This window comes from Pseudomonas sp. B37(2017), assembly GCF_002112885.1.
Classification (GTDB): domain Bacteria; phylum Pseudomonadota; class Gammaproteobacteria; order Pseudomonadales; family Pseudomonadaceae; genus Aquipseudomonas; species Aquipseudomonas paraglycinae.
In genome coordinates this window covers 485,360-504,724 of record NZ_NEIX01000004.1, presented here as the reverse complement: position 1 = coordinate 504,724, position 19,365 = coordinate 485,360, and the positions used below count along the sequence as shown (strand labels likewise).

The 19,365-nt window shown below is 60.6% G+C and carries 21 protein-coding genes and 1 tRNA gene; 6 read left to right on the top strand and 16 right to left on the bottom strand.

Features of this window, described 5'->3' with window-relative positions; translation table 11 throughout:
* Nucleotides 1-44 precede the first annotated feature (44 nt).
* The 8 genes from ychF to CAF90_RS14175 all read right to left on the bottom strand — a co-directional run bounded on the left by ychF (nt 45) and on the right by CAF90_RS14175 (nt 6,969).
* Nucleotides 45-1,145 (bottom strand): redox-regulated ATPase YchF, encoded by a 1,101-nt coding sequence (gene ychF, locus CAF90_RS14210; protein ID WP_085607001.1) that lies wholly within the window; start codon nt 1,143-1,145, stop codon nt 45-47.
* Between the two features lie 22 nt (nt 1,146-1,167).
* Complete coding sequence (pth, locus tag CAF90_RS14205) at nt 1,168-1,752, bottom strand: aminoacyl-tRNA hydrolase (RefSeq protein WP_007951726.1); 585 nt, start codon at nt 1,750-1,752, stop codon at nt 1,168-1,170.
* Nucleotides 1,753-1,923: 171 nt separating this feature from the next.
* On the bottom strand, nt 1,924-2,526 hold the full coding sequence (locus tag CAF90_RS14200; protein ID WP_007951725.1) for a 50S ribosomal protein L25/general stress protein Ctc: 603 nt from the start codon (nt 2,524-2,526) through the stop codon (nt 1,924-1,926).
* 141 nt (nt 2,527-2,667) lie between these two features.
* Nucleotides 2,668-3,609: a ribose-phosphate pyrophosphokinase gene (locus tag CAF90_RS14195; RefSeq protein ID WP_003171603.1), complete on the bottom strand. Its 942-nt coding sequence runs from the start codon at nt 3,607-3,609 to the stop codon at nt 2,668-2,670.
* Between the two features lie 47 nt (nt 3,610-3,656).
* Nucleotides 3,657-3,731: transfer RNA gene (locus CAF90_RS14190), tRNA-Gln, on the bottom strand.
* 37 nt (nt 3,732-3,768) lie between these two features.
* Complete coding sequence (ispE, locus tag CAF90_RS14185) at nt 3,769-4,620, bottom strand: 4-(cytidine 5'-diphospho)-2-C-methyl-D-erythritol kinase (protein ID WP_085606999.1); 852 nt, start codon at nt 4,618-4,620, stop codon at nt 3,769-3,771.
* 3 nt (nt 4,621-4,623) lie between these two features.
* A complete protein-coding gene (gene lolB / locus CAF90_RS14180; RefSeq protein WP_007951721.1) occupies nt 4,624-5,241 on the bottom strand; it encodes a lipoprotein insertase outer membrane protein LolB in 618 nt (205 codons plus the stop codon).
* A gap of 3 nt (nt 5,242-5,244) precedes the next feature.
* Nucleotides 5,245-6,969: a tetratricopeptide repeat protein gene (locus tag CAF90_RS14175; protein ID WP_085606997.1), complete on the bottom strand. Its 1,725-nt coding sequence runs from the start codon at nt 6,967-6,969 to the stop codon at nt 5,245-5,247.
* Nucleotides 6,970-7,151: 182 nt separating this feature from the next.
* Between CAF90_RS14175 and hemA the strand changes: the two genes are divergently transcribed.
* The 6 genes from hemA (at nt 7,152) to CAF90_RS14145 (ending at nt 12,513) form a co-directional block, all read left to right on the top strand.
* On the top strand, nt 7,152-8,438 hold the full coding sequence (gene hemA, locus CAF90_RS14170; RefSeq protein ID WP_007951716.1) for a glutamyl-tRNA reductase: 1,287 nt from the start codon (nt 7,152-7,154) through the stop codon (nt 8,436-8,438).
* Nucleotides 8,435-9,517 carry a peptide chain release factor 1 gene (gene prfA, locus CAF90_RS14165; protein WP_085606995.1) on the top strand — a complete coding sequence of 361 codons (1,083 nt, stop codon included), beginning with the start codon at nt 8,435-8,437 and terminating at the stop codon, nt 9,515-9,517. Before hemA ends, prfA begins: the two co-directional genes overlap by 4 nt.
* Complete coding sequence (gene prmC, locus CAF90_RS14160) at nt 9,518-10,348, top strand: peptide chain release factor N(5)-glutamine methyltransferase (RefSeq protein ID WP_007951712.1); 831 nt, start codon at nt 9,518-9,520, stop codon at nt 10,346-10,348.
* Nucleotides 10,342-11,097 (top strand): molybdopterin-synthase adenylyltransferase MoeB, encoded by a 756-nt coding sequence (locus CAF90_RS14155; RefSeq protein WP_085606993.1) that lies wholly within the window; start codon nt 10,342-10,344, stop codon nt 11,095-11,097. The genes prmC and CAF90_RS14155 overlap by 7 nt, the downstream gene beginning before the upstream one ends.
* Entirely contained in the window at nt 11,090-11,881 is a 792-nt protein-coding gene (gene murI, locus CAF90_RS14150; RefSeq protein WP_085606991.1) for a glutamate racemase, read from the top strand. The genes CAF90_RS14155 and murI overlap by 8 nt, the downstream gene beginning before the upstream one ends.
* A 113-nt stretch (nt 11,882-11,994) precedes the next feature.
* Complete coding sequence (locus tag CAF90_RS14145; protein ID WP_085606989.1) at nt 11,995-12,513, top strand: acyloxyacyl hydrolase; 519 nt, start codon at nt 11,995-11,997, stop codon at nt 12,511-12,513.
* Between the two features lie 54 nt (nt 12,514-12,567).
* On the opposite strand, the gene CAF90_RS14140 is transcribed toward CAF90_RS14145, so the two are convergent.
* Genes CAF90_RS14140 through phrB form a run of 8 tightly spaced genes read right to left on the bottom strand, consistent with a single transcriptional unit; the run spans nt 12,568 to nt 19,363 of the window.
* On the bottom strand, nt 12,568-12,873 hold the full coding sequence (locus tag CAF90_RS14140) for a YkgJ family cysteine cluster protein (protein WP_007951707.1): 306 nt from the start codon (nt 12,871-12,873) through the stop codon (nt 12,568-12,570).
* Nucleotides 12,874-12,925: 52 nt separating this feature from the next.
* Nucleotides 12,926-13,417: a DUF2878 domain-containing protein gene (locus tag CAF90_RS14135; RefSeq protein ID WP_085606987.1), complete on the bottom strand. Its 492-nt coding sequence runs from the start codon at nt 13,415-13,417 to the stop codon at nt 12,926-12,928.
* Nucleotides 13,410-14,681: a cyclopropane-fatty-acyl-phospholipid synthase family protein gene (locus tag CAF90_RS14130; protein WP_085606985.1), complete on the bottom strand. Its 1,272-nt coding sequence runs from the start codon at nt 14,679-14,681 to the stop codon at nt 13,410-13,412. The genes CAF90_RS14135 and CAF90_RS14130 overlap by 8 nt, the downstream gene beginning before the upstream one ends.
* Nucleotides 14,668-15,483, bottom strand: a complete 816-nt coding sequence (locus CAF90_RS14125) for a DUF1365 domain-containing protein (RefSeq protein ID WP_085606983.1) — start codon at nt 15,481-15,483, stop codon at nt 14,668-14,670. The genes CAF90_RS14130 and CAF90_RS14125 overlap by 14 nt, the downstream gene beginning before the upstream one ends.
* Complete coding sequence (locus tag CAF90_RS14120; RefSeq protein ID WP_085606981.1) at nt 15,480-16,727, bottom strand: NAD(P)/FAD-dependent oxidoreductase; 1,248 nt, start codon at nt 16,725-16,727, stop codon at nt 15,480-15,482. The genes CAF90_RS14125 and CAF90_RS14120 overlap by 4 nt, the downstream gene beginning before the upstream one ends.
* Complete coding sequence (locus tag CAF90_RS14115) at nt 16,724-17,506, bottom strand: SDR family oxidoreductase (protein ID WP_085606979.1); 783 nt, start codon at nt 17,504-17,506, stop codon at nt 16,724-16,726. The genes CAF90_RS14120 and CAF90_RS14115 overlap by 4 nt, the downstream gene beginning before the upstream one ends.
* Complete coding sequence (locus CAF90_RS14110) at nt 17,503-17,925, bottom strand: nuclear transport factor 2 family protein (RefSeq protein WP_085606977.1); 423 nt, start codon at nt 17,923-17,925, stop codon at nt 17,503-17,505. The genes CAF90_RS14115 and CAF90_RS14110 overlap by 4 nt, the downstream gene beginning before the upstream one ends.
* On the bottom strand, nt 17,918-19,363 hold the full coding sequence (gene phrB, locus CAF90_RS14105; RefSeq protein WP_139834492.1) for a deoxyribodipyrimidine photo-lyase: 1,446 nt from the start codon (nt 19,361-19,363) through the stop codon (nt 17,918-17,920). The genes CAF90_RS14110 and phrB overlap by 8 nt, the downstream gene beginning before the upstream one ends.
* Nucleotides 19,364-19,365 lie beyond the last annotated feature (2 nt).

Sequence of the window (19,365 nt, the reverse complement as noted above, 5' to 3'; positions counted from 1 at the left end):
AAAAAAGCCGCGTATCAAACGCGGCTTTTTCTTGGGTGCAGCTTTTACACGTTGAAGCGGAAGTGCATCACGTCGCCATCTTTGACGATGTAATCCTTGCCTTCCAGACGCCATTTGCCGGCTTCCTTGGTGCCCGCTTCGCCCTTGTACTGGATGAAGTCGTTGTAGGCGATCACTTCGGCGCGGATGAAGCCTTTCTCGAAGTCGGTGTGGATCACGCCGGCGGCTTGTGGTGCGGTGGCACCGACGCGGACGGTCCAGGCGCGGACTTCTTCGACACCGGCGGTGAAGTAGGTCTGCAGGTGCAGCATTTCGTAGCCGGCGCGGATCACGCGGTTCAGGCCAGGCTCTTCCAGGCCCAGGGCCTCAAGGAACATGTCTTTCTCTTCACCGTCGTCCAGCTCGGCGATTTCCGCTTCGATCTTGTTGCAGACCGGAACAACCATCGCGCCTTCTTCTTCGGCGATGGCCTTGACCACGTCCAGGTGCGGGTTGTTCTCGAAACCGTCTTCAGCGACGTTGGCGATGTACATGACCGGCTTGGTGGTCAGCAGGTGGAAGCCCTTGATGATCGCTTTTTCGTCGGCGCTCATGTTCTTCATCAGGCTGCGTGCAGGCTTGCCTTCAGTGAAGTGCGGGATCAGTTGTTCGAGCAGGGCCTTCTGGGCCACTGCGTCCTTGTCACCGCCCTTGGCGTTGCGCGCGACTTTCTGCAGTTGCTTCTCGCAGCTGTCGAGGTCGGCGAAAATCAGTTCCAGGTCGATGATTTCGATGTCGCGCTTCGGGTCGACGCTGTTGGAAACGTGGATCACGTTCTCGTCTTCGAAGCAGCGCACGACGTGAGCGATCGCGTCGGTTTCGCGGATGTTGGCCAGGAACTTGTTGCCCAGGCCTTCACCTTTCGAGGCGCCGGCAACCAGGCCCGCGATGTCGACGAATTCCATGGTGGTCGGCAGGATGCGCTTCGGATTGACGATGGCCGCCAGAGCGTCCAGACGCGGATCCGGCATCGGCACGATGCCGCTGTTCGGCTCGATGGTGCAGAAGGGGAAGTTCTCGGCCGCGATCCCGGATTTGGTCAGGGCGTTGAACAGGGTGGACTTGCCGACGTTAGGCAGGCCGACGATGCCGCAATTGAATCCCATGGTGTTTCCCCTCGGATTAGAGTCAGGCCTTCTGGCTGTGCAGGTTTTTCATCGCGCGGTTCCATTCACCGGCGAGGATATCCGGCAGCACGCCGAGGGCAAAGTCGATGCTGGCATCGAGTTTTTCCTGTTCGGCGCGTGGCGCACGACCCAGGACGAAATTTGAAACCATACTGGCGACGCCCGGGTGGCCGATGCCGAGCCGCAGGCGGTGGAACGTATTCTGATTGCCCAATTGCGCAATGATGTCGCGCAACCCGTTGTGACCGCCATGGCCGCCGCCGACTTTGAGTTTGGCGACGCCCGGAGGCAGATCGAGTTCGTCGTGCGCCACCAGGATTTCTTCAGGCTTGATGCGGAAGAAACCGGCGAGTGCCGCCACGGCCTGGCCGCTGCGGTTCATGTAGGTGGTGGGAATCAGCAGACGAACATCCTGACCCTGATGCGAGAAGCGCCCGGTCAGGCCGAAATACTTGCGATCGGCCACGAGATTCACGTTCTGTGCGTGGGCGATGCGCTCAACAAAAAGGGCCCCTGCGTTATGCCGGGTCTGCTCGTATTCAGCGCCTGGATTTCCCAGGCCAACGATCAGTTTGATGGCAGTCACGATAGGGGCCCTTCCTTTGAGTGGTGGATAACATCGCCGCGATCAGGGAAGGCGGCGAAAGTGGACGAAAAATGCTCATTTACCATGGATGTAAACTCCGCGTTCCCGCCCGCTTTCTCGCTACGTTCCAGTCCGCGATGTTACCTGCTCACTCAGGCATGACAGAGTGAATTACTCTGCTGCGCCTTCTTCGGTAGCTTCTGGAGCAACACGTGGAGCGTGGACGTTGGCAACAGCCTTGTCATCGCCGTGTGCCAGAGCCACGAACTCGACACCTTTAGGAGCTTTGAGGTCCGACAGGTGAACGATGGTGCCGATTTCAGCGTTAGCCAGGTCGACTTCGATGAACTCAGGCAGATCTTTTGGCAGGCAGGAAACTTCGATCTCGGCAACAACGTGCGAGATTTCGCCGCCTTTCTTCACTGGAGCAGCTTCGTTGATGAAGTGCACAGGAACGATAGCGGTCAGTTTCTGGCCAGCTACAACGCGTACGAAGTCAGCGTGCATCACGTGGCCTTTGGCCGGGTGACGCTGCAGAGCCTTGATGATCACGTTTTGCTTGGTGCCACCAACGTTCAGTTCGATAACGTGGCTGTAGGCAGCTTCGTTTTCGAGCAGTTTGGCAACTTCTTTGGCCAGCATGCTGATGGATTCAGGGGCTTTGTCGCCACCGTAAACAACAGCTGGAACCAGGGCGGCGAGACGACGCAGGCGGCGGCTCGCACCTTTCCCCAGGTCGGAACGCGCTTCAGCATTCAGAGTAAAATCGTTCATTTTGTATCTCCAAAATAGCCATGACCGAGTGGCGTTTGCGACCAGCGCCGAACACGGTATGGGCAAAAAAGCCCCGCCCCGGCAGGAATGCCGGGGCGGGGCGCTTTTCGTCAACGAGACATTTCGAGAAGGGCAGGGCCCTTAACGGAACATCGCGCTGATCGATTCTTCGTTGCTGATGCGGCGAACCGCTTCGGCAACAACCGGTGCGATATCCAGTTGACGGATACGTGCACAGGCTTGTGCTGCAGCGGACAGCGGGATGGTGTTAGTGACCACCAGCTCGTCCAGCACGGAATTTTCGATATTCTCGATGGCCCGACCCGACAGCACAGGGTGTGTGCAGTAAGCAAAGACCTTGGCTGCGCCATGCTCTTTCAGGGCCTTGGCCGCGTGGCACAGAGTGCCGGCGGTATCGACCATGTCATCGACCAGGATGCAGGTACGCCCTTCGACATCACCGATGATATGCATCACTTCAGAGTGATTGGCTTTCTCACGGCGTTTGTCGATGATCCCGAGATCCACGCCCAGGGATTTGGCAACGGCACGTGCACGCACGACGCCACCAATGTCCGGGGACACGATCATCAGGTTCTCGAAGCGCTGATCTTCGATGTCATCCACCAGAACAGGGGAGCCGTAGATGTTATCTACCGGAATATCGAAGAAACCCTGAATCTGGTCAGCATGCAGATCAACCGTGAGAACACGGTCGATGCCGACTACGGTGAGCATGTCAGCAACGACTTTCGCGCTGATAGCCACACGTGCGGAACGCGGACGGCGATCCTGACGGGCATAACCAAAATAAGGAATAACAGCAGTGATACGAGTAGCCGAGGAGCGGCGGAAGGCATCAGCCATCACTACCAGTTCCATCAGGTTATCGTTGGTCGGAGCGCAAGTCGGCTGAATAATGAAGACGTCTTTACCACGAACGTTTTCATTGATCTCGGCTGTAATTTCGCCGTCGGAGAATTTACCGACAGAGATGTCACCGAGAGGGATATGCAGCTGACGTACGACACGCCGAGCCAGATCGGGGTTAGCGTTCCCCGTAAAGACCATCATCTTGGACACGCGCAGTACCTGAAGGCTGAGGGTATACCTGGATGAGTATAGGAAAATGGCAGGGGCGGCTGGATTCGAACCAACGCATGGCAGGATCAAAACCTGCTGCCTTACCGCTTGGCGACGCCCCTGTATCTGTTGCTTGCAAGTGCCGGGCACTTGGTTCCTTTAGAGCAGACTTTGCAGCTTGCGATGCAACATCGAAACGTTGCTTCCTTTCGCTACAAACCCTGTAAGGGTCTCTGTCAGAAGGGCCGAGACTTTATCAGCTTCAGCTTTGCTTGGGAAGCCCCCAAACACACAACTTCCAGTTCCGGTGAGTTTTGCTTCGGTAAAATTACCTAACAAATTCAATGCGTTACGTACTTCTGGATAACGCCTTGATACCACCGGCAAGCAGTCATTTCGACTGTTTCCCTCGGGAACGGGGCGCACTTTAATGGGCGGCGTGTTACGTGTCAACAATGGATCTGAAAAAATTTCTGCCGTACTAACAGAGACTTGCGGAACGAGCACGACATACCACGGTTCGGCGGGCTCGACCGGGGTCAGTTTCTCACCGACACCTTCGGCGAAAGCCGCATGGCCCCGCACGAACACCGGCACGTCGGCGCCCAGTGTCAGGCCCAGTGCAGCCAGTCGATCTTCATCCCAACCCAGTTGCCACAAGTGATTGAGGCCGAGCAGGGTGGTGGCCGCGTTCGAACTGCCGCCACCGATGCCGCCGCCCATCGGCAGGATCTTGTCGATCCAGATATCGATGCCGAGCGAGCAGCCGGATTGTTCCTGCAGTTTCTTCGCCGCGCGCACGATCAGGTTGCTGTCGTGGGGCACGCCGTCGAATTCGGTGTGCAGGTGGATCACGCCATCGTCACGCACGGCGAAAGTGATTTCGTCGCCGTAGTCGAGGAACTGAAAAAGCGTCTGCAACTCGTGATAACCGTCTTCACGGCGACCGAGAATATGCAGCATCAGGTTGAGTTTGGCCGGCGATGGCAGCGTCAGGCGTGGAGCGGTCATGCGTTATTGCCCCAATTTGCGCGGTTGCCAGGTCTTGATGACCAGCGTCACGTCCAGATCGGTGCCGTGCAGTTTGATCCGCTCGGGCAGCCAGTAACCGTTCTGTTCGGCATAGCTGAGGTATTCGACCTGCCAGCCATCCTGATCCAGATTGGCCAAACGGCTGTTGCCGTCCAGGGTCAGACGGCTTTTGCTGTCCGGTGCCGGGAGGCCGCGAACCCACCAGGCCAGATGCGAGACCGGCAGTTTCCAGCCCAGTTGCTCTTCGACCAGTGCTTCCGGAGTCGGCGCTTCATAACGGCCCTGATTCGCCACTTCCAGCGACACCGCGCCCGGGCGACCGGTCAGTCGCGCCGCGCCACGACCCAGCGGGCCGGACAGACGGATGTCGTAGTAATCCTGACGTTGCAGCCAGAACAGCGTGCCGCTGCCCGAGTCTTTCGGGGCGCGAATGCCGATCTTGCCGTCGATCTGCCAGCCGTCGAGGCCGGTCAGGTGTTGTTTGTTCGCGGCCCACTGTGCCGGATTGCCGTGGCCTTCGACCGATTCACGGGCGCCGAAACCCGCGCAACCGGCGAGCAGGGCGATGAAGCTGAAAACTATGACGTGGCGCAAAAACATGAGTTAAAGAGTCTCGGATCCGGTCAGGCGCTTGATGGTGCTGCGCAGGATGGTGCTGTCAGGCTGGTCCTTGAGGAACTTGCCCCAGATTTGTTTCGCTTCGCGCTGCTTGCCCTTGGCCCACAGCACTTCGCCCAGATGCGCGGCGACTTCGTGATCGGGGAAGCGCTCGAGGGCCTGACGCAGGTATTTCTCGGCGTCTTCCAGATTGCCCATGCGAAAGTTCACCCAGCCGAGGCTGTCGAGCACCGCCGGGTCTTCCGGGTTGATCTGGTGCGCCTGCTCGATCAGCGCCTTGGCTTCCGCGTAGCGAGTAGTGCGGTCGGACAAGGTATAGCCGAGGGCGTTGAGGGCCATGGCGTTGTCCGGATCGCGCTTGATGATCAGACGCAGGTCTTTTTCCATCTGCGCCAGGTCATTGCGTTTTTCCGCCTGCATCGCGCGGGTATAAAGCAGGTTCAGATCGTCCGGGTACTGCTGCAACGCTTGTTGCAGGACTTTCCAGGCCTTGTCGCCCTGATTGTTGGCGGACAGGGTTTCGGCTTCGATCAGGTACAGCTGGATCGCGTAATCCGGCTGCTCGTCACGCTCGGCGGCGAGTTTGCTCTGGGCTTCGGCGGTCTTGCCGTTGTTCATCAGAATATCGGCCTGACGCAGTTGCGCCGGCAGATAGTCGTTGCCCGGGCCGACCTGGGCATACTCGATGAGCGCGCCTTGCGGGTCGTTGCGCTCTTCGGCGATGCGCCCCAGGTTCAGGTGCGCCGAATCGACATGGCTTTCCCGGGCGATCAGGTCTTCCAGATAGCCCTTGGCCTCGTCCCAGGCCTTGGCTTCCAGGCAGACCAGCGCCAGGGAATAACGCAGTTCGTCGTCTTCCGGGTATTGCTGAACCAGGGTGGAGAACTCGACCTTGGCGTCGTCCATCCGGTCCTGTTCCACCAGCATCCGCGCGTAGGTCAGGCGCAGGCGCTTGTCGTCCGGGTATTTCTTGATGCTTTTCTGCAACAGCGGCAAGGCTTCGTCGCCACGGTTCAGACCTTGCAGAAGACGCGCGCGCAGCAGGATCGGGGCGATTTCGCCGTCTTCCGGCGGATTGTCTTCAAGCAGGGTCAGCGCACCTTTGGTGTCGCCGTCCTGCTGCATCAGCAAGGCCTTGCCGAAAATCAGCTGATTGTTGTTCGGGTGACGCTGCAACAGGCGGTCGAAGCTTTTCATCAGGCCGTTGCGGGTTTCCTGGTCGGTGTCGGCGGCCGACAGCGCGAGGAAGTCGAAATGGGTGTCGCCCTTGCCCTGCAGGACTTTCTCCATGTAGACCATCGAGTCGTCATAGCGCCCGGCGCGAGCCAGTTGCACGGCGGCGGCGCGTTGCGCTTCGAGGTCGTCCGGGGCGTTTTTCGCCCAGATCAGCGCGGTATCGAGGGCCGGCTGATCGGCGCCCAGGTACTCGGCGATGCGGAAGGCGCGCTCGGAAACGCCCGGATCCTGGGTGTTGATGGCCTGGGTCACGTAGTTGTCCAGGGCAATGTCGAAACGATTGCGCTGGCCAGCGAGTTCGGCGCTCAGCAGGCTGAACACCGTTTCCTGGCTGAACGAGCTGTAAACCTTGGGCTTTTCAGGAGCCGGCGTGGTGTCTTCGACCGGTGAGGCACCGTCCTGCGAAACGGGGGCCAAGGCCTGGCAGCCGCTGAGGAAGACAAAAGCGAGGAGCAACGCGGAAGATCTATTCATATAGGAAGAGGACGACTAACCTGCGGTCGGATCATCATGACACAAGCCTTCGGCCAAACATAACCGAGTCTCGATTGTGGCCATTATAGGGGCCGACAATTGGGACAATAGTCAGCGGTAGTTGTTCTGAATCTGACGAAGTAGGACAATTGCCGGCTTCACGTCACCATCAGCGACCTTGAATGGCCTTCCTTGCACTCGGTATCAACCACAAGACTGCTTCAGTAGACGTCCGCGAGCGCGTGGCCTTTACCCCTGAGCAGCTGGTGGAGGCCTTGCAGCAGCTCTGCCGACTCACCGACAGCCGCGAAGCTGCGATCCTCTCCACCTGCAATCGCAGTGAGCTGTATATAGAACAGGATCAGCTTTCGGCCGATATCGTGCTGCGCTGGCTGGCCGACTATCACCATTTAAGCCTCGATGAGCTGCGCGCGAGTGCTTATGTGCATGAAGATGATGCGGCAGTTCGTCACATGATGCGCGTCGCCTCCGGGCTCGACTCGCTTGTACTGGGCGAACCGCAGATTCTCGGCCAGATGAAATCGGCCTACGCCGTGGCCCGCGAGGCCGGCACCATCGGGCCGCTGCTCGGGCGACTGTTCCAGGCGACCTTCAATGCCGCCAAGCAAGTCCGTACCGACACCGCCATCGGCGAAAACCCGGTGTCCGTGGCATTTGCCGCCGTCAGCCTGGCCAAACAGATTTTCAGTGACCTGCAACGCAGCCAGGCCCTGCTGATCGGTGCCGGCGAGACCATCACTCTGGTCGCCCGTCATTTGCATGAACTCGGGGTCAAGAGAATCGTGGTCGCCAACCGGACGCTGGAGCGCGCCAGCCTGCTGGCCGAGCAGTTCGGTGCCCACGCAGTGTTGCTCTCGGATATTCCTGCCGAACTGGTACGCAGCGACATCGTCATCAGTTCTACCGCCAGTCAGTTGCCGATCCTCGGCAAGGGCGCAGTGGAAAGCGCGCTGAAGCTGCGCAAGCACAAGCCGATCTTCATGGTCGACATCGCCGTTCCCCGTGACATCGAGCCAGAAGTCGGCGAACTCGACGACGTTTACCTCTATAGCGTCGACGATCTGCACGAAGTGGTCGCCGAAAACCTCAAGAGCCGTCAGGGTGCAGCGCAGGCGGCCGAAGAGATGGTTTCGGTCGGCGCCGACGATTTCATGGTGCGCCTGCGCGAGCTGGCGGCGGTCGATGTGCTCAAGGCCTATCGTCAACAGAGCGAACGCCTGCGCGACGAAGAACTGCAAAAGGCCCTGCGCCTGCTGGCCAACGGCGGCAACGCCGAAGACGTGCTCGGGCAACTGGCCCGTGGCCTGACCAACAAACTCCTGCACGCTCCGAGCGTGCAGTTGAAAAAGCTTTCTGCCGAAGGCCGCCTCGATGCGCTGGCCATGGCTCAGGAACTCTTTGCCCTCGAGGGCTCACCGGATAGCTTTTCGGATAAAAAACCGCAATGAAAGCGTCACTGCTCAATAAGCTGGACATTCTCCAGGACCGTTTCGAGGAACTGACCGCGCTGCTCGGCGACGGCGAAGTCATTTCCGACCAGACCAAATTCCGCGCCTATTCCAAGGAATACGCCGAACTTGAGCCGGTGGTACAAGGCTATAAAAAGCTGCTCGGCGTACAAAGTGATCTTGAAGGCGCGCAGGCGCTGCTCAAGGACAGCGACCCGGACATGCGTGAAATGGCCGTGGAAGAGGTCCGCGAAACCAAGGAATTGCTGATCACCCTGGAATCCGATCTGCAACGCATGTTGCTGCCCAAGGATCCCAACGACGGGCGCAACGTGTTTCTCGAAATCCGCGCCGGCACCGGTGGCGACGAGGCGGCGATCTTCTCCGGCGACCTGTTCCGCATGTACTCGCGTTACGCCGAGCGGCGTGGCTGGCGCGTGGAGATCCTCTCGGAAAACGAAGGCGAACACGGCGGCTATAAAGAAGTCATCGCCCGCATCGAAGGCGACAACGTTTACGGCAAGCTGAAATTCGAATCCGGCGCGCACCGCGTACAGCGTGTACCCGCCACCGAATCCCAGGGCCGTATCCACACCTCGGCCTGCACCGTGGCGGTATTGCCCGAGCCGGACGAGCGTGAAGCCATCGAGATCAACCCGGCGGATTTGCGCGTCGACACTTACCGCTCCTCCGGGGCCGGTGGTCAGCACGTCAACACCACCGATTCGGCGATCCGCATCACCCACATACCGACCGGCACCGTTGTCGAGTGCCAGGAAGAACGTTCCCAGCACAAGAACCGTGCCCGGGCGATGGCCTGGCTGGCGGCCAAGCTCAACGACCAGCAGACGGCGGCGGCGGCCAACGCCATCGCCAGCGAACGTAAATTGCTGGTGGGTTCCGGTGACCGCTCCGAGCGCATCCGTACCTACAACTTTGCCCAGGGCCGGGTCACCGACCACCGCGTCAACCTGACCCTGTATTCCCTCGACGAAATCCTCGCCGGTGGCGTCGAAGCGGTGATCGAGCCGTTGCTGGCCGAATACCAGGCCGACCAGCTCGCAGCGATAGGTGAGTAAATGACCATCATCGCCAGCCTGTTGCGCGCCGCCGAATTGCCGGATTCGCCCACCGCGCGTCTGGACGCCGAATTGCTTCTGGCCGCCGCGCTGGGCAAGTCGCGCAGTTTTCTCCACACCTGGCCCGAGCGTATCGTGCCCAGCGAAGCCGCACTGGTCTTCGCCGAGTACCTGCAACGTCGTCGCAGCGGCGAGCCGGTGGCCTACATTCTGGGTCAGCAGGGTTTCTGGAAGCTGGATCTGGAAGTCGCGCCGCACACGCTAATCCCGCGCCCGGACACCGAACTGCTGGTGGAAGCCGCACTGGAATTGTTGCCGGCGACCCCGGCCAAAGTTCTCGACCTCGGCACCGGCAGCGGGGCGATTGCCCTGGCCCTGGCCAGCGAGCGCCCGGCGTGGAAAGTCACCGCCGTGGATCGCGTGCTGGAAGCCGTGGCCCTGGCCGAACGCAATCGCCAGCGCCTGCACTTGAACAACGCCACGGTGCTGAGCAGTCACTGGTTCAGCGCCCTCGAAGGCAAGCGTTTCGAGCTGATCATCAGCAACCCGCCGTACATTCGCGCTGCCGATCCGCATCTGGTGGAAGGCGATGTGCGTTTCGAGCCGGAAAGCGCCTTGGTGGCCGGCATCGACGGGCTCGATGATCTGCGCCTGATCATCGCCCAGGCGCCGGCCCATCTGGAAGCCGGCGGCTGGCTGATGCTCGAACACGGCTATGATCAAGCCGAAGCCGTGCGCGATCTGCTGCTGACGCAAGGTTTCGAAGAAGTCCACAGCCGCACCGATCTGGGCGGCCATCAACGGATCAGCCTGGGGCGCCTGCCGTGCTGAATGATCAGGAATTGTTGCGCTACAGTCGGCAGATCCTGCTGCAACACATCGACATCGATGGCCAGTTGAAGCTCAAGGACAGCCGGGTATTGATCGTCGGCCTCGGTGGTCTCGGTGCGCCAGTGGCCTTGTACCTGGCGGCGGCGGGTGTCGGTGAATTGCACCTGGCGGATTTCGACACGGTCGATTTGACCAACCTGCAACGCCAGATCATCCACGACACCGACAGCGTCGGCATGACCAAGGTCGACTCGGCGCTCAAGCGCCTGAGCGCGATCAATCCTGAAATCAAGCTGGTGCCCCATCGTCAGGCACTGGACGAGGATTCTCTCGCCGCAGCCGTGGCGGCGGTGGATCTGGTGCTCGACTGCTCGGACAATTTCTCCACCCGCGAAGCGGTCAATGCCGCGTGCGTGGCGGCGCGCAAGCCCTTGGTCAGCGGCGCCGCGATCCGCCTCGAAGGACAGCTTTCGGTGTTCGACCCGCGTCGTGCCGAGAGCCCGTGTTACCACTGCCTGTACGGTCACGGCAGCGAAGCCGAATTGACTTGCAGCGAAGCCGGCGTGGTCGGGCCGCTGGTCGGTCTGGTCGGCAGCCTGCAAGCGCTGGAAGCCCTGAAGTTATTGGCGGGTTTCGGCGAACCGCTGGTGGGCCGTCTGTTGTTGATCGATGCGCTGGGCTCGCGATTCCGTGAGCTGAGGGTCAAGCGCGACCCGGGTTGCAGCATCTGTGGTTCGCAGCATGCGTGAAGCGCCGATTGCCGTCTTCGATTCCGGCGTCGGCGGCCTGTCGGTGCTGGCGGAAATCCAGCAACTGCTACCGAATGAATCGCTGCTGTACCTCGGCGATTGCGGCCATATTCCTTATGGCGAGAAAACCCCGGAATTCATCCGCCAGCGTTGCAGCGTGATGGCCGGTTTCTTCCGCGAGCAGGGCGCCAAGGCGCTGGTGATCGCGTGCAACACCGCGACCGTGGCCGGCGTCGCCGATCTGCGCCGGGACTTTCCCGAATGGCCGATTGTCGGCATGGAGCCGGCGGTCAAACCGGCCGCCGCCGCCACCCGCAGCGGCGTGGTGGGGGTACTCGCCACCACCGGCACCTTGCAGAGTGCAAAGTTTGCAGCGCTGCTCGATCGTTTTGCCACGGATGTACGGGTCATCACTCAACCGTGCCCCGGACTGGTCGAGCGGATTGAAAGCGGCGATCTGCATAGCGCCGAGCTGCGTGCATTGCTCAAGCACTACGTCGATCCGCTGCTGGCCAACGGTTGCGACACGATCATTCTGGGCTGCACCCACTACCCGTTTCTCAAGCCGATGCTGAAGTCGATGATCCCCGAGAGCATCAGCCTGATCGATACGGGCGCGGCGGTAGCACGTCAATTGCAGCGGCTGCTGGCCGAGCGTGATCTGCTCGCCGAAGGGCCGAACCGGCCGGTCAGATTCTGGACCAGCGCCGATCCCGCGTCTTTGCGCAAGACCCTCGCCCTGCTGGGTCAAGTCGATGGTGACGTCGAAAAATTCACCTTGTAAAAAAAATGTGAAATATCTAAAAAGTCAGCTGAACTTCTGACCAAGCGCAGATTTCTATAGCGCAGAGTGACCTAGAAAAACCAAACGATCGTTCCGGAAAAGGAAGTTTCAACGTGAAGCGACTATTCTGCTTGGCCGCGATTGCGGCTGCACTGATGGGGCAAAGTTTTACCGCACAAGCTGCTGGCGTCGAGTTTGCAGTGGGTGCCACCAGCGATTCGACGATGACTTATCGCCTGGGCATGAATTTCGACTGGGACAAGAGCTGGCTGCAAAGTGACGTTGGTCGTCTGACCGGTTACTGGAGTGGCGCCTACACCTACTGGGAAGGCGACAAGACCTCCAGCAACAACAGCCTGTCGTTCTCGCCGGTGTTTGTTTACGAGTTTGCCGGTCAGTCGGTCAAACCGTATGTCGAGGCGGGGATCGGCGTGGCGCTGTTCTCCAACACCGAATACGAAGACAACAAGCTCGGCGGCGCCTTCCAGTTTGAAGACCGCTTTGGTTTCGGCCTGCGCTTCAATGGCGGGCATGAAGTCGGTATCCGTGCGACGCACTATTCCAACGCCGGCCTGAGCAGCGACAACGATGGGGTCGAAAGCTACGCATTGCATTACACGATGCCGCTATAAGCCCCCAGAAAGTCAGCCCCGTAAAAAAGGAGCGCCTAGCGCTCCTTTTTTTATTCAGCGATACGCCGTGGCAATCCCCTGGCGTTCGTCGATGCACTCCGGTGCGCCCATTTCGAACTCGCGGCAGATCAGCGGACGCTTCTCGTAGATCGTGCACATCATCGTGTCGCGATCCAGCGCCGCGCACCAGCCGTCGTCCAGACGCAGCATCACCTCACCACCCCAATCGTCGGTATCGATAAAACGCTCGGGTACGCCGGTGTCGGTGATCAGCATCACTTCGAGCTGGCAGCAGCAGGCTGCACAGGTCGAGCAGGTGACCTCGGGCTCGGCGATTTGCCGATGGGGAATGGTTTTCATGGCGCCAGTGTACGGCAGTGGCCGGTGAGCGTGTGAAAGGCCTGACAGACGTTTAGCGCGCCAGCCTCCGGGACAATTGGTGCAGCAGCGGAAACAGCAACGCCCACAGCAGCGCGATGCCGATCAGGGTCGCAAGCTCTCCGAACGGAAACTGCACACCGGCCAGTCGTCCGCCGGCGCCATAAGACAGCGCGCCACCTGCCGCGCCAAGCAGGCTGGCCAGCCACCACGGACTCGCGCTCCATTGCAGGCAATGACGCAATGTCGTGGCAAATAACGCCCACAACAACATCAGCCACAGCGGAATCAGCGGCGACAGATCCTTGAACTCGAAAACCCCGAGGCCGCGCAACAGGCTGTCCACCGCCGTGCCGATGATCACCACACTGAGGATCAACCGGCCTTCCTGCGCCCAACTGCTGATCCAGCGCAGATGAATCACCAGCACCGCCAGCGCCAGCAACAACCACAAACTGTTACCGCCGAGTACGCAGGCCAACCAGCCGATCTGGAACAGCACCGCGTTGGCCAACCGCTCAAGCATCGAAACGGCCCAGCAAAGGCGCGGTCATCGCCGCCGGTTTGGCCAGCACCAGTTGTGCGGTGCCGATGGTGCGCTCGAGGAATCCACCCTCGCAATAACACAGGTAGAACTCCCACAGCCTGAGGAAGTAATCGTCATAGCCCAGCTCGGTCAGACGGCCGTGAGCATGGCGAAAGTTCTCGTGCCACAGACGCAGGGTGCGAGCGTAGTGCAGGCCGAAATCTTCCATGTGCAACAGGTTCATGTCGGTGTCGCGGCTGACGATCTCGAGCATTTTCTGCACGCAGGGCAGGGCGCCGCCGGGGAAAATGTAGCGCTGGATGAAGTCCACGCCACGACGCGCCTGCTCGTAGCGTTGTTCGCGGATGGTGATCGCTTGCAGCAGCATCAGGCCGTTGCTCTTGAGCAAGTGCGCGCACTGTTTGAAGTAGGTCGGCAGGAAACGGTGGCCGACTGCTTCGATCATTTCGATCGACACCAGTTTGTCGTACTGGCCGGTGAGGTCACGGTAATCCTTGAGCAGCAGCGTCACCTGATCCTGCAGGCCGAGGCGTTCGATGCGGGCGGCGGTGAAGGCGAACTGCTCCTTCGACAGTGTGGTGGTGGTGACTTTGCAGCCGTAGTGCTGCGCTGCGTAAAGCGCCATGCTGCCCCAGCCGGTGCCGATTTCCAGCAGGTGGTCGTCGGGCTTGAGCGCGAGTTTCTGGCAGATCCGCTCCAGTTTGTTCAGTTGCGCCTGCTCCAGGCTGTCGTCGGGACTGAGAAACTGCGCGGCCGAATACATCATGGTCGGGTCGAGAAACTGTTCGAACAGGTCATTGCCGAGGTCGTAGTGGGCGGCGATGTTTTTCTGCGAGCCCTTGCGCGTATTGCGGTTGAGCCAGTGCAGCCCGCGCACCAGCGGGCGACCAAGCCGGGCCAGGCCACCTTCCATTCCGTCGAGCACTTCAAGGTTGCTGACGAAGACCCGCACCACGGCCGTCAGATCCGGCGAGCGCCAGTAACCATGAATGAAAGCCTCACCGGCGCCGATCGAGCCATTGCCCGCGACCAGGCCCCAGGCAGCCGGATCCATGACCTGAATTTCCCCCACCAACGCGCTGCCCGGTGTGCCGAAGACGTGGCGTTCGCCGTCCTCGATGACGATCAGTTGACCCTGCTTGAGCTGCTCCAGCTGGCGCAGTACTCCCCGGCGCAGCAGCGAGCCGCTCAGGCCGTGGGGGCTGAGCAGGCTGGCTTTGGCCGAGACGCTAGTGGATTTCATGGTGGCGTTCCTCGGTCGGTACGGTGGCGGTTCGAAAACGGTCGTCGGCGCGCTGGTGGGCAAATATCGGGGTGCGCTTGAGCAACAGGCGCAACGCCTGCCAATAGATCGCCAGCGCGGTCTTGGCGGTCATCCAGGGAAAGCGCCACAGGTGCCGGTGCAAGTGGTGTCGATCAAGGGGTTCACGTCGCAGGTCGAGGGTGGCGTCGAACAGTTTTTGCTCGCCTTGCCAGTCGGCCATGTGCACACCCAGGACCTGCGCGGCAGGGCTGAAGCTCATGCGGTATTCCAGGTCCGGCGGCAGGAATGGCGAGACATGAAACGCCTTGGCCACGGCAAAGTGCTGGTGAAAGTCCTGCAGATTGCTGGGCGCTCTGGCCGGCAACACGTAGTGAAAACGCTCGCGCCACGGGGTATTGCTGACTTCGCAGAGAATCGCCGCCAGTTGGCCGTCGGCCTCGTGGCAATAGAAAAAACTCACCGGGTTGAACGACAGGCCCCAGCTGCGTGGCTGGGTCAACAGGCAGATCGAACCTTGCGGCGCATGGCCCAGGGCTTCGCCGACAAGCTGCCGCACCGCATCGCTCAGGCGCACGCCCCGGCCGGTGAAGGTTTTCAGGTAATCGGTTTCGCGAAATGAAAACGGTGCAAAGCGGCTGGCGCCTGCCAGTCGGGACAGGCCCAGCACCGCCTCCTGTTCAGCCAGATCGAGGTACAGCATGCCGATCCGGTAACGGAATTCATGACGGCGCGGGGCGAATCGCCGATGGGCGATCCAGCCACTGTAGAGTGCGCTGTTCACAGGCTTTCTCCGAAGGACGCGGCCACGCGCAAAGCGCTGACCACCCCGTCCTCATGGAAACCGTTGGCCCAATAGGCGCCGCAATAATGCGTGTGCTGCTCGCCGTCGATTTCGGCCCAGCGCTGTTGCGCCGCCACCGCCGCGAGGCTGAATTGCGGGTGAGCGTAGGTGAAGCGCGCGAGCACTTTGGACGGGCTGATGCCGGCGCTCTGGTTGAGGCTGACGCAGAACGTGGTATCGCTCTGGATCCCTTGCAGGATGTTCATGTCGTAGGTCACGGCGGCCTGGGTATGACCGGCGCCGCCGAGGCGATAATTCCAGCTGGCCCAGGCCCGTTTGCGTGTGGGCAGCAGGCGGGTGTCGGTGTGCAGCACCACTTCGTTGTCGGCGTAGGGCAGCGCGCCGAGGATTTCCCGTTCTTTACTGTCAGGATTTCCCAGCAGTCGCAACGCCTGGTCGCTATGGCAGGCCAGCACCACTTTGTCGAAACGTTCGATGCCGGCGGGGCTGTGGATAACCACGCCGTGCGCGTCGCGATCGATCCGGCCCACCGGGCAGTTCAGGCGGATGCGCTCCTTGAACGACTCCGTCAGCGGCGTGATGTAGGCGCTGGAGCCACCCTTGATGACCTGCCACTGCGGCCGATTGCTGACCGACAGCAACCCGTGGTTCTCGAAAAAACGCACGAAGAACTGCAATGGAAAATTGAGCATCTCGGCCATCGGCATCGACCAGATCGCCGCGCCCATCGGCACGATGTAATGCAGGATGAAACGCTCGCCGTAGCCGCCGGCCTGGAGGTAATCGTCGAGGGTGGTGTCGGCGGCGATTCGCTGTTCGGCAAGGTCGCGCCGGGCTTCTTTGTTGAACCGCAGGATGTCGCGCAACATGCCCCAGAATCCGGGGGACAACAGGTTGCTGCGCTGGGCGAACAGGCTGTTCAGATTATTGCCGTTGTATTCCAGACCGGTGTCCGGATCGTTGACCGAAAAACTCATCTCGGTGGGTTTGAAGGCCACGCCCAATTGGCCGAGCAAACGAATGAAGTTCGGATACGTCCAGTCGTTGAACACGATGAAACCGGTGTCCACTGCGTAGTCGCGCCCTTCCACGGTGACCGGTACCGTGTGCGTATGACCGCCGACCCGGGCGTCGGCTTCGAACACGGTGATGTCATGTCGGCGAGCGAGCAGATACGCGCAGGTCAAACCGGCGATGCCGCTGCCTACGATGGCGATTTTCATGTTGCATCCCTGAGCGGCGGATTGCTGCGCACCATGCGTTTGCCAATCGCCAGTTGTACGCGCGCGGGCATTTTCGACAAGGGCCACAGGACCGCCATGAACAGCGCCGGAAAGGCGATCTCCAGCGGCCGGTCTTTCAGCTTGGCGAAGATATGCCGCGCGGCTTTATCCACAGGCCAGCTGAGCGGCATCGGAAAATCATTTTTGGCGGTCAGCGGCGTGTCGACGAAACCGGGGCTGATCACCGTGACTTCAATGCCTTCGTCCGCCAGGTCGATGCGCAGGGATTCGAACAGATAACGCAGCCCGGCCTTCGACGCACCATAAGCTTCGGCGCGAGGCAACGGCACATAGGTCACCGAGCTGGCCATGCCCACCAGATGCGGTGCCGTGCCTTTGCGCAACAAGGGCAGGGCGGCTTCGATGCAATAGCTGCTGGCGAGCAGGTTGGTGCGTACTACGTGTTCGATGATCGACGCGTCGAATTGACGGGCGTCGACGTATTCGCAGGTGCCCGCGTTGAGGATTACCGTATCGAGCGATCCCCAGTCCGCAGCGATCTGTTCGCCGATCTCACGCACGGTCTGACTGTTGGTCAGATCGCCGGGCACCACCAGTACCTGTCCCGGATAACGTTGCGACAGCACTTTGAGCGGCGCGACCTGGCGGGAACTGACCGCCAGATGTGCACCGGTCTTGAGGATTTCTTCTGCCAATGCTGCACCGATGCCACTGCTGGCACCGGTCAGCCAATAACGCCGTGGAGCTGTACGACTCATCCCAATCTCCTTTTCAGCCAGGCAATCACTCGGCCCAATACGGGTAAATGTTCATAAAGCAGCGCTCCGGCATCGAAGTAATCCCGGTGGCGGTAAACCTTGTCGCTCCAGAGCAGGTGCGAGCAGCCCGCGACGCGGATCAGTTGCCCACCGCTCAGACGCGGGTGGCGGTAGCTCATGACCCAACGCAGATAGCCTTCGCCGTCGCTGATCTGGTCGAAGCCGTGGAAATCGAAGCGCAGTTCGTTGACGTTGGCGTACAACTCACTGAAGTAAGCGCGCAGGTTCGTCAGCCCCTGCACTTCGTGTAGCGGGTCGGTGAAATGAATGTCCTCGCTGTACAGTTCGTCCAAGGTGCGCAAGTTGTTTTTATTCAACTGTGCGAACCGCTGGGCGAAACTGCGCAGAAATTCACTCATCGCTCTCTCCTTGAGACGCGCGTGACGGCAGGTTCTTGAACGCTGTCAGCGCCCGTTCCCGTGATGCGCTCAGATTGACGATTGGTGCCGGATAGTCCGCCACGCCGAACAACCCGCCGGCACTGGCCGGGTTGTGGACTTCTTTCTTGTTCAGGCCGGCCAGTTCCGGCAACCAGTGCTTGATGAACAGGCCTTCGCTGTCGAATTTTTCCGACTGGCTGACCGGGTTGAAAATACGGAAGTACGGCGCCGAATCGGTGCCGGTCGAGGAACTCCACTGCCAGCCGCCGTTGTTGGCAGCCAGGTCGCCGTCGATCAGGTGGCGCATGAAGAAACGCTCGCCTTCGCGCCAGTCGATCAACAGGTTTTTGGTCAGAAACATTGCCACCACCATCCGCAGGCGGTTGTGCATCCAGCCGGTTTCCAGCAATTGGCGCATGGCCGCGTCGATGATCGGCAAGCCGGTGCGGGCTTCTTGCCAGGCGGCCAGATCCTCGGGGGCATCACGCCAGGCCAGGGCTTCGGTTTCCGGGCGGAATGCGCGATGCCGCGAAACCCGTGGGTAACCGACGAGGATGTGTTTGTAGAACTCGCGCCAGAGCAGTTCGTTGATCCAGGTGACAGCGCCGACCTTGCCGCTTTCGAATTCACCCTGATTGCTTTGCAGGGCGGCGTGCAGGCATTGGCGCGGCGAGATCACGCCGGCGGTCAGATAGGCCGAGAGCTGGCTGGTGCCGGGTTTGGCCGGGAAGTCGCGTTCGCTCTTGTAATAGTCGATCTGCGCATCGGCGAACGTGTCGAGACGGCGCCGGGCCTCGGCTTCACCGGCGGGCCACAGGGCGCGCAGGGATTCGCCGGGTGTCGGGAACCCTTCGATGGCTTCTGGAACGGGATCGCTGGCAATGTTCAGCGCTTGCTGTTTGCCCGGGGCCTGTTTAAGCGACGGCATCGAGCGGTGCAGGCGTTCGTAGCAGACCTTGCGAAACTGGCTGAACACCTGAAAGTAAGTGCCGGTTTTGGTCAGTACGCTGCCGGGTTTGAACAGCAATTGGTCGAGGTAGCTGTGGAAGGTGATGCCTTCGGCTCGCAACGCCTCGGCAACGGCCTCGTCGCGACGGCTTTCGTTGATGCCGTATTCCTCGTTGACGTGCACGGCCTCGATCTTCAGTTGCCGGCACAGTTCGAGCAGCACGGCGGGTGCCTGATCCCAGTGAGGCGCGGTGCGGATCAGGAGCGGGATGTTCAGGGCACCCAGGCTTTTGCTCAACTCGCGCAAATTGCGCAGCCAGAAATCGATCTTGCACGGCGCGTCGTCATGTTCCTGCCATTGCAGCGGGCTCAACAGGTACACAGCCACGGTCGGGCCACGCTCGGCGGCGGCCGCGAGGGCGGTGTTGTCATGTTGGCGCAGGTCGCTGCGCAGCCAGATCAATTGCATGT

Coding starts and splice junctions, on each gene's coding strand:
- CAF90_RS14120 (WP_085606981.1), bottom strand. CDS start 16,727: ATGAAAATCGCCATCGTAGGCAGCGGCATCGCCGGTTTGACCTGCGCG.
- lolB (WP_007951721.1), bottom strand. CDS start 5,241: ATGTTTTTGCGCCACGTCATAGTTTTCAGCTTCATCGCCCTGCTCGCC.
- CAF90_RS14135 (WP_085606987.1), bottom strand. CDS start 13,417: ATGCTTGAGCGGTTGGCCAACGCGGTGCTGTTCCAGATCGGCTGGTTG.
- CAF90_RS14140 (WP_007951707.1), bottom strand. CDS start 12,873: ATGAAAACCATTCCCCATCGGCAAATCGCCGAGCCCGAGGTCACCTGC.
- CAF90_RS14200 (WP_007951725.1), bottom strand. CDS start 2,526: ATGAACGATTTTACTCTGAATGCTGAAGCGCGTTCCGACCTGGGGAAA.
- prmC (WP_007951712.1), top strand. CDS start 9,518: ATGACCATCATCGCCAGCCTGTTGCGCGCCGCCGAATTGCCGGATTCG.
- prfA (WP_085606995.1), top strand. CDS start 8,435: ATGAAAGCGTCACTGCTCAATAAGCTGGACATTCTCCAGGACCGTTTC.
- ispE (WP_085606999.1), bottom strand. CDS start 4,620: ATGACCGCTCCACGCCTGACGCTGCCATCGCCGGCCAAACTCAACCTG.
- ychF (WP_085607001.1), bottom strand. CDS start 1,145: ATGGGATTCAATTGCGGCATCGTCGGCCTGCCTAACGTCGGCAAGTCC.
- hemA (WP_007951716.1), top strand. CDS start 7,152: ATGGCCTTCCTTGCACTCGGTATCAACCACAAGACTGCTTCAGTAGAC.
- CAF90_RS14175 (WP_085606997.1), bottom strand. CDS start 6,969: ATGAATAGATCTTCCGCGTTGCTCCTCGCTTTTGTCTTCCTCAGCGGC.
- CAF90_RS14130 (WP_085606985.1), bottom strand. CDS start 14,681: ATGAAATCCACTAGCGTCTCGGCCAAAGCCAGCCTGCTCAGCCCCCAC.
- murI (WP_085606991.1), top strand. CDS start 11,090: ATGCGTGAAGCGCCGATTGCCGTCTTCGATTCCGGCGTCGGCGGCCTG.
- CAF90_RS14110 (WP_085606977.1), bottom strand. CDS start 17,925: ATGAGTGAATTTCTGCGCAGTTTCGCCCAGCGGTTCGCACAGTTGAAT.
- CAF90_RS14115 (WP_085606979.1), bottom strand. CDS start 17,506: ATGAGTCGTACAGCTCCACGGCGTTATTGGCTGACCGGTGCCAGCAGT.
- phrB (WP_139834492.1), bottom strand. CDS start 19,363: ATGCAATTGATCTGGCTGCGCAGCGACCTGCGCCAACATGACAACACC.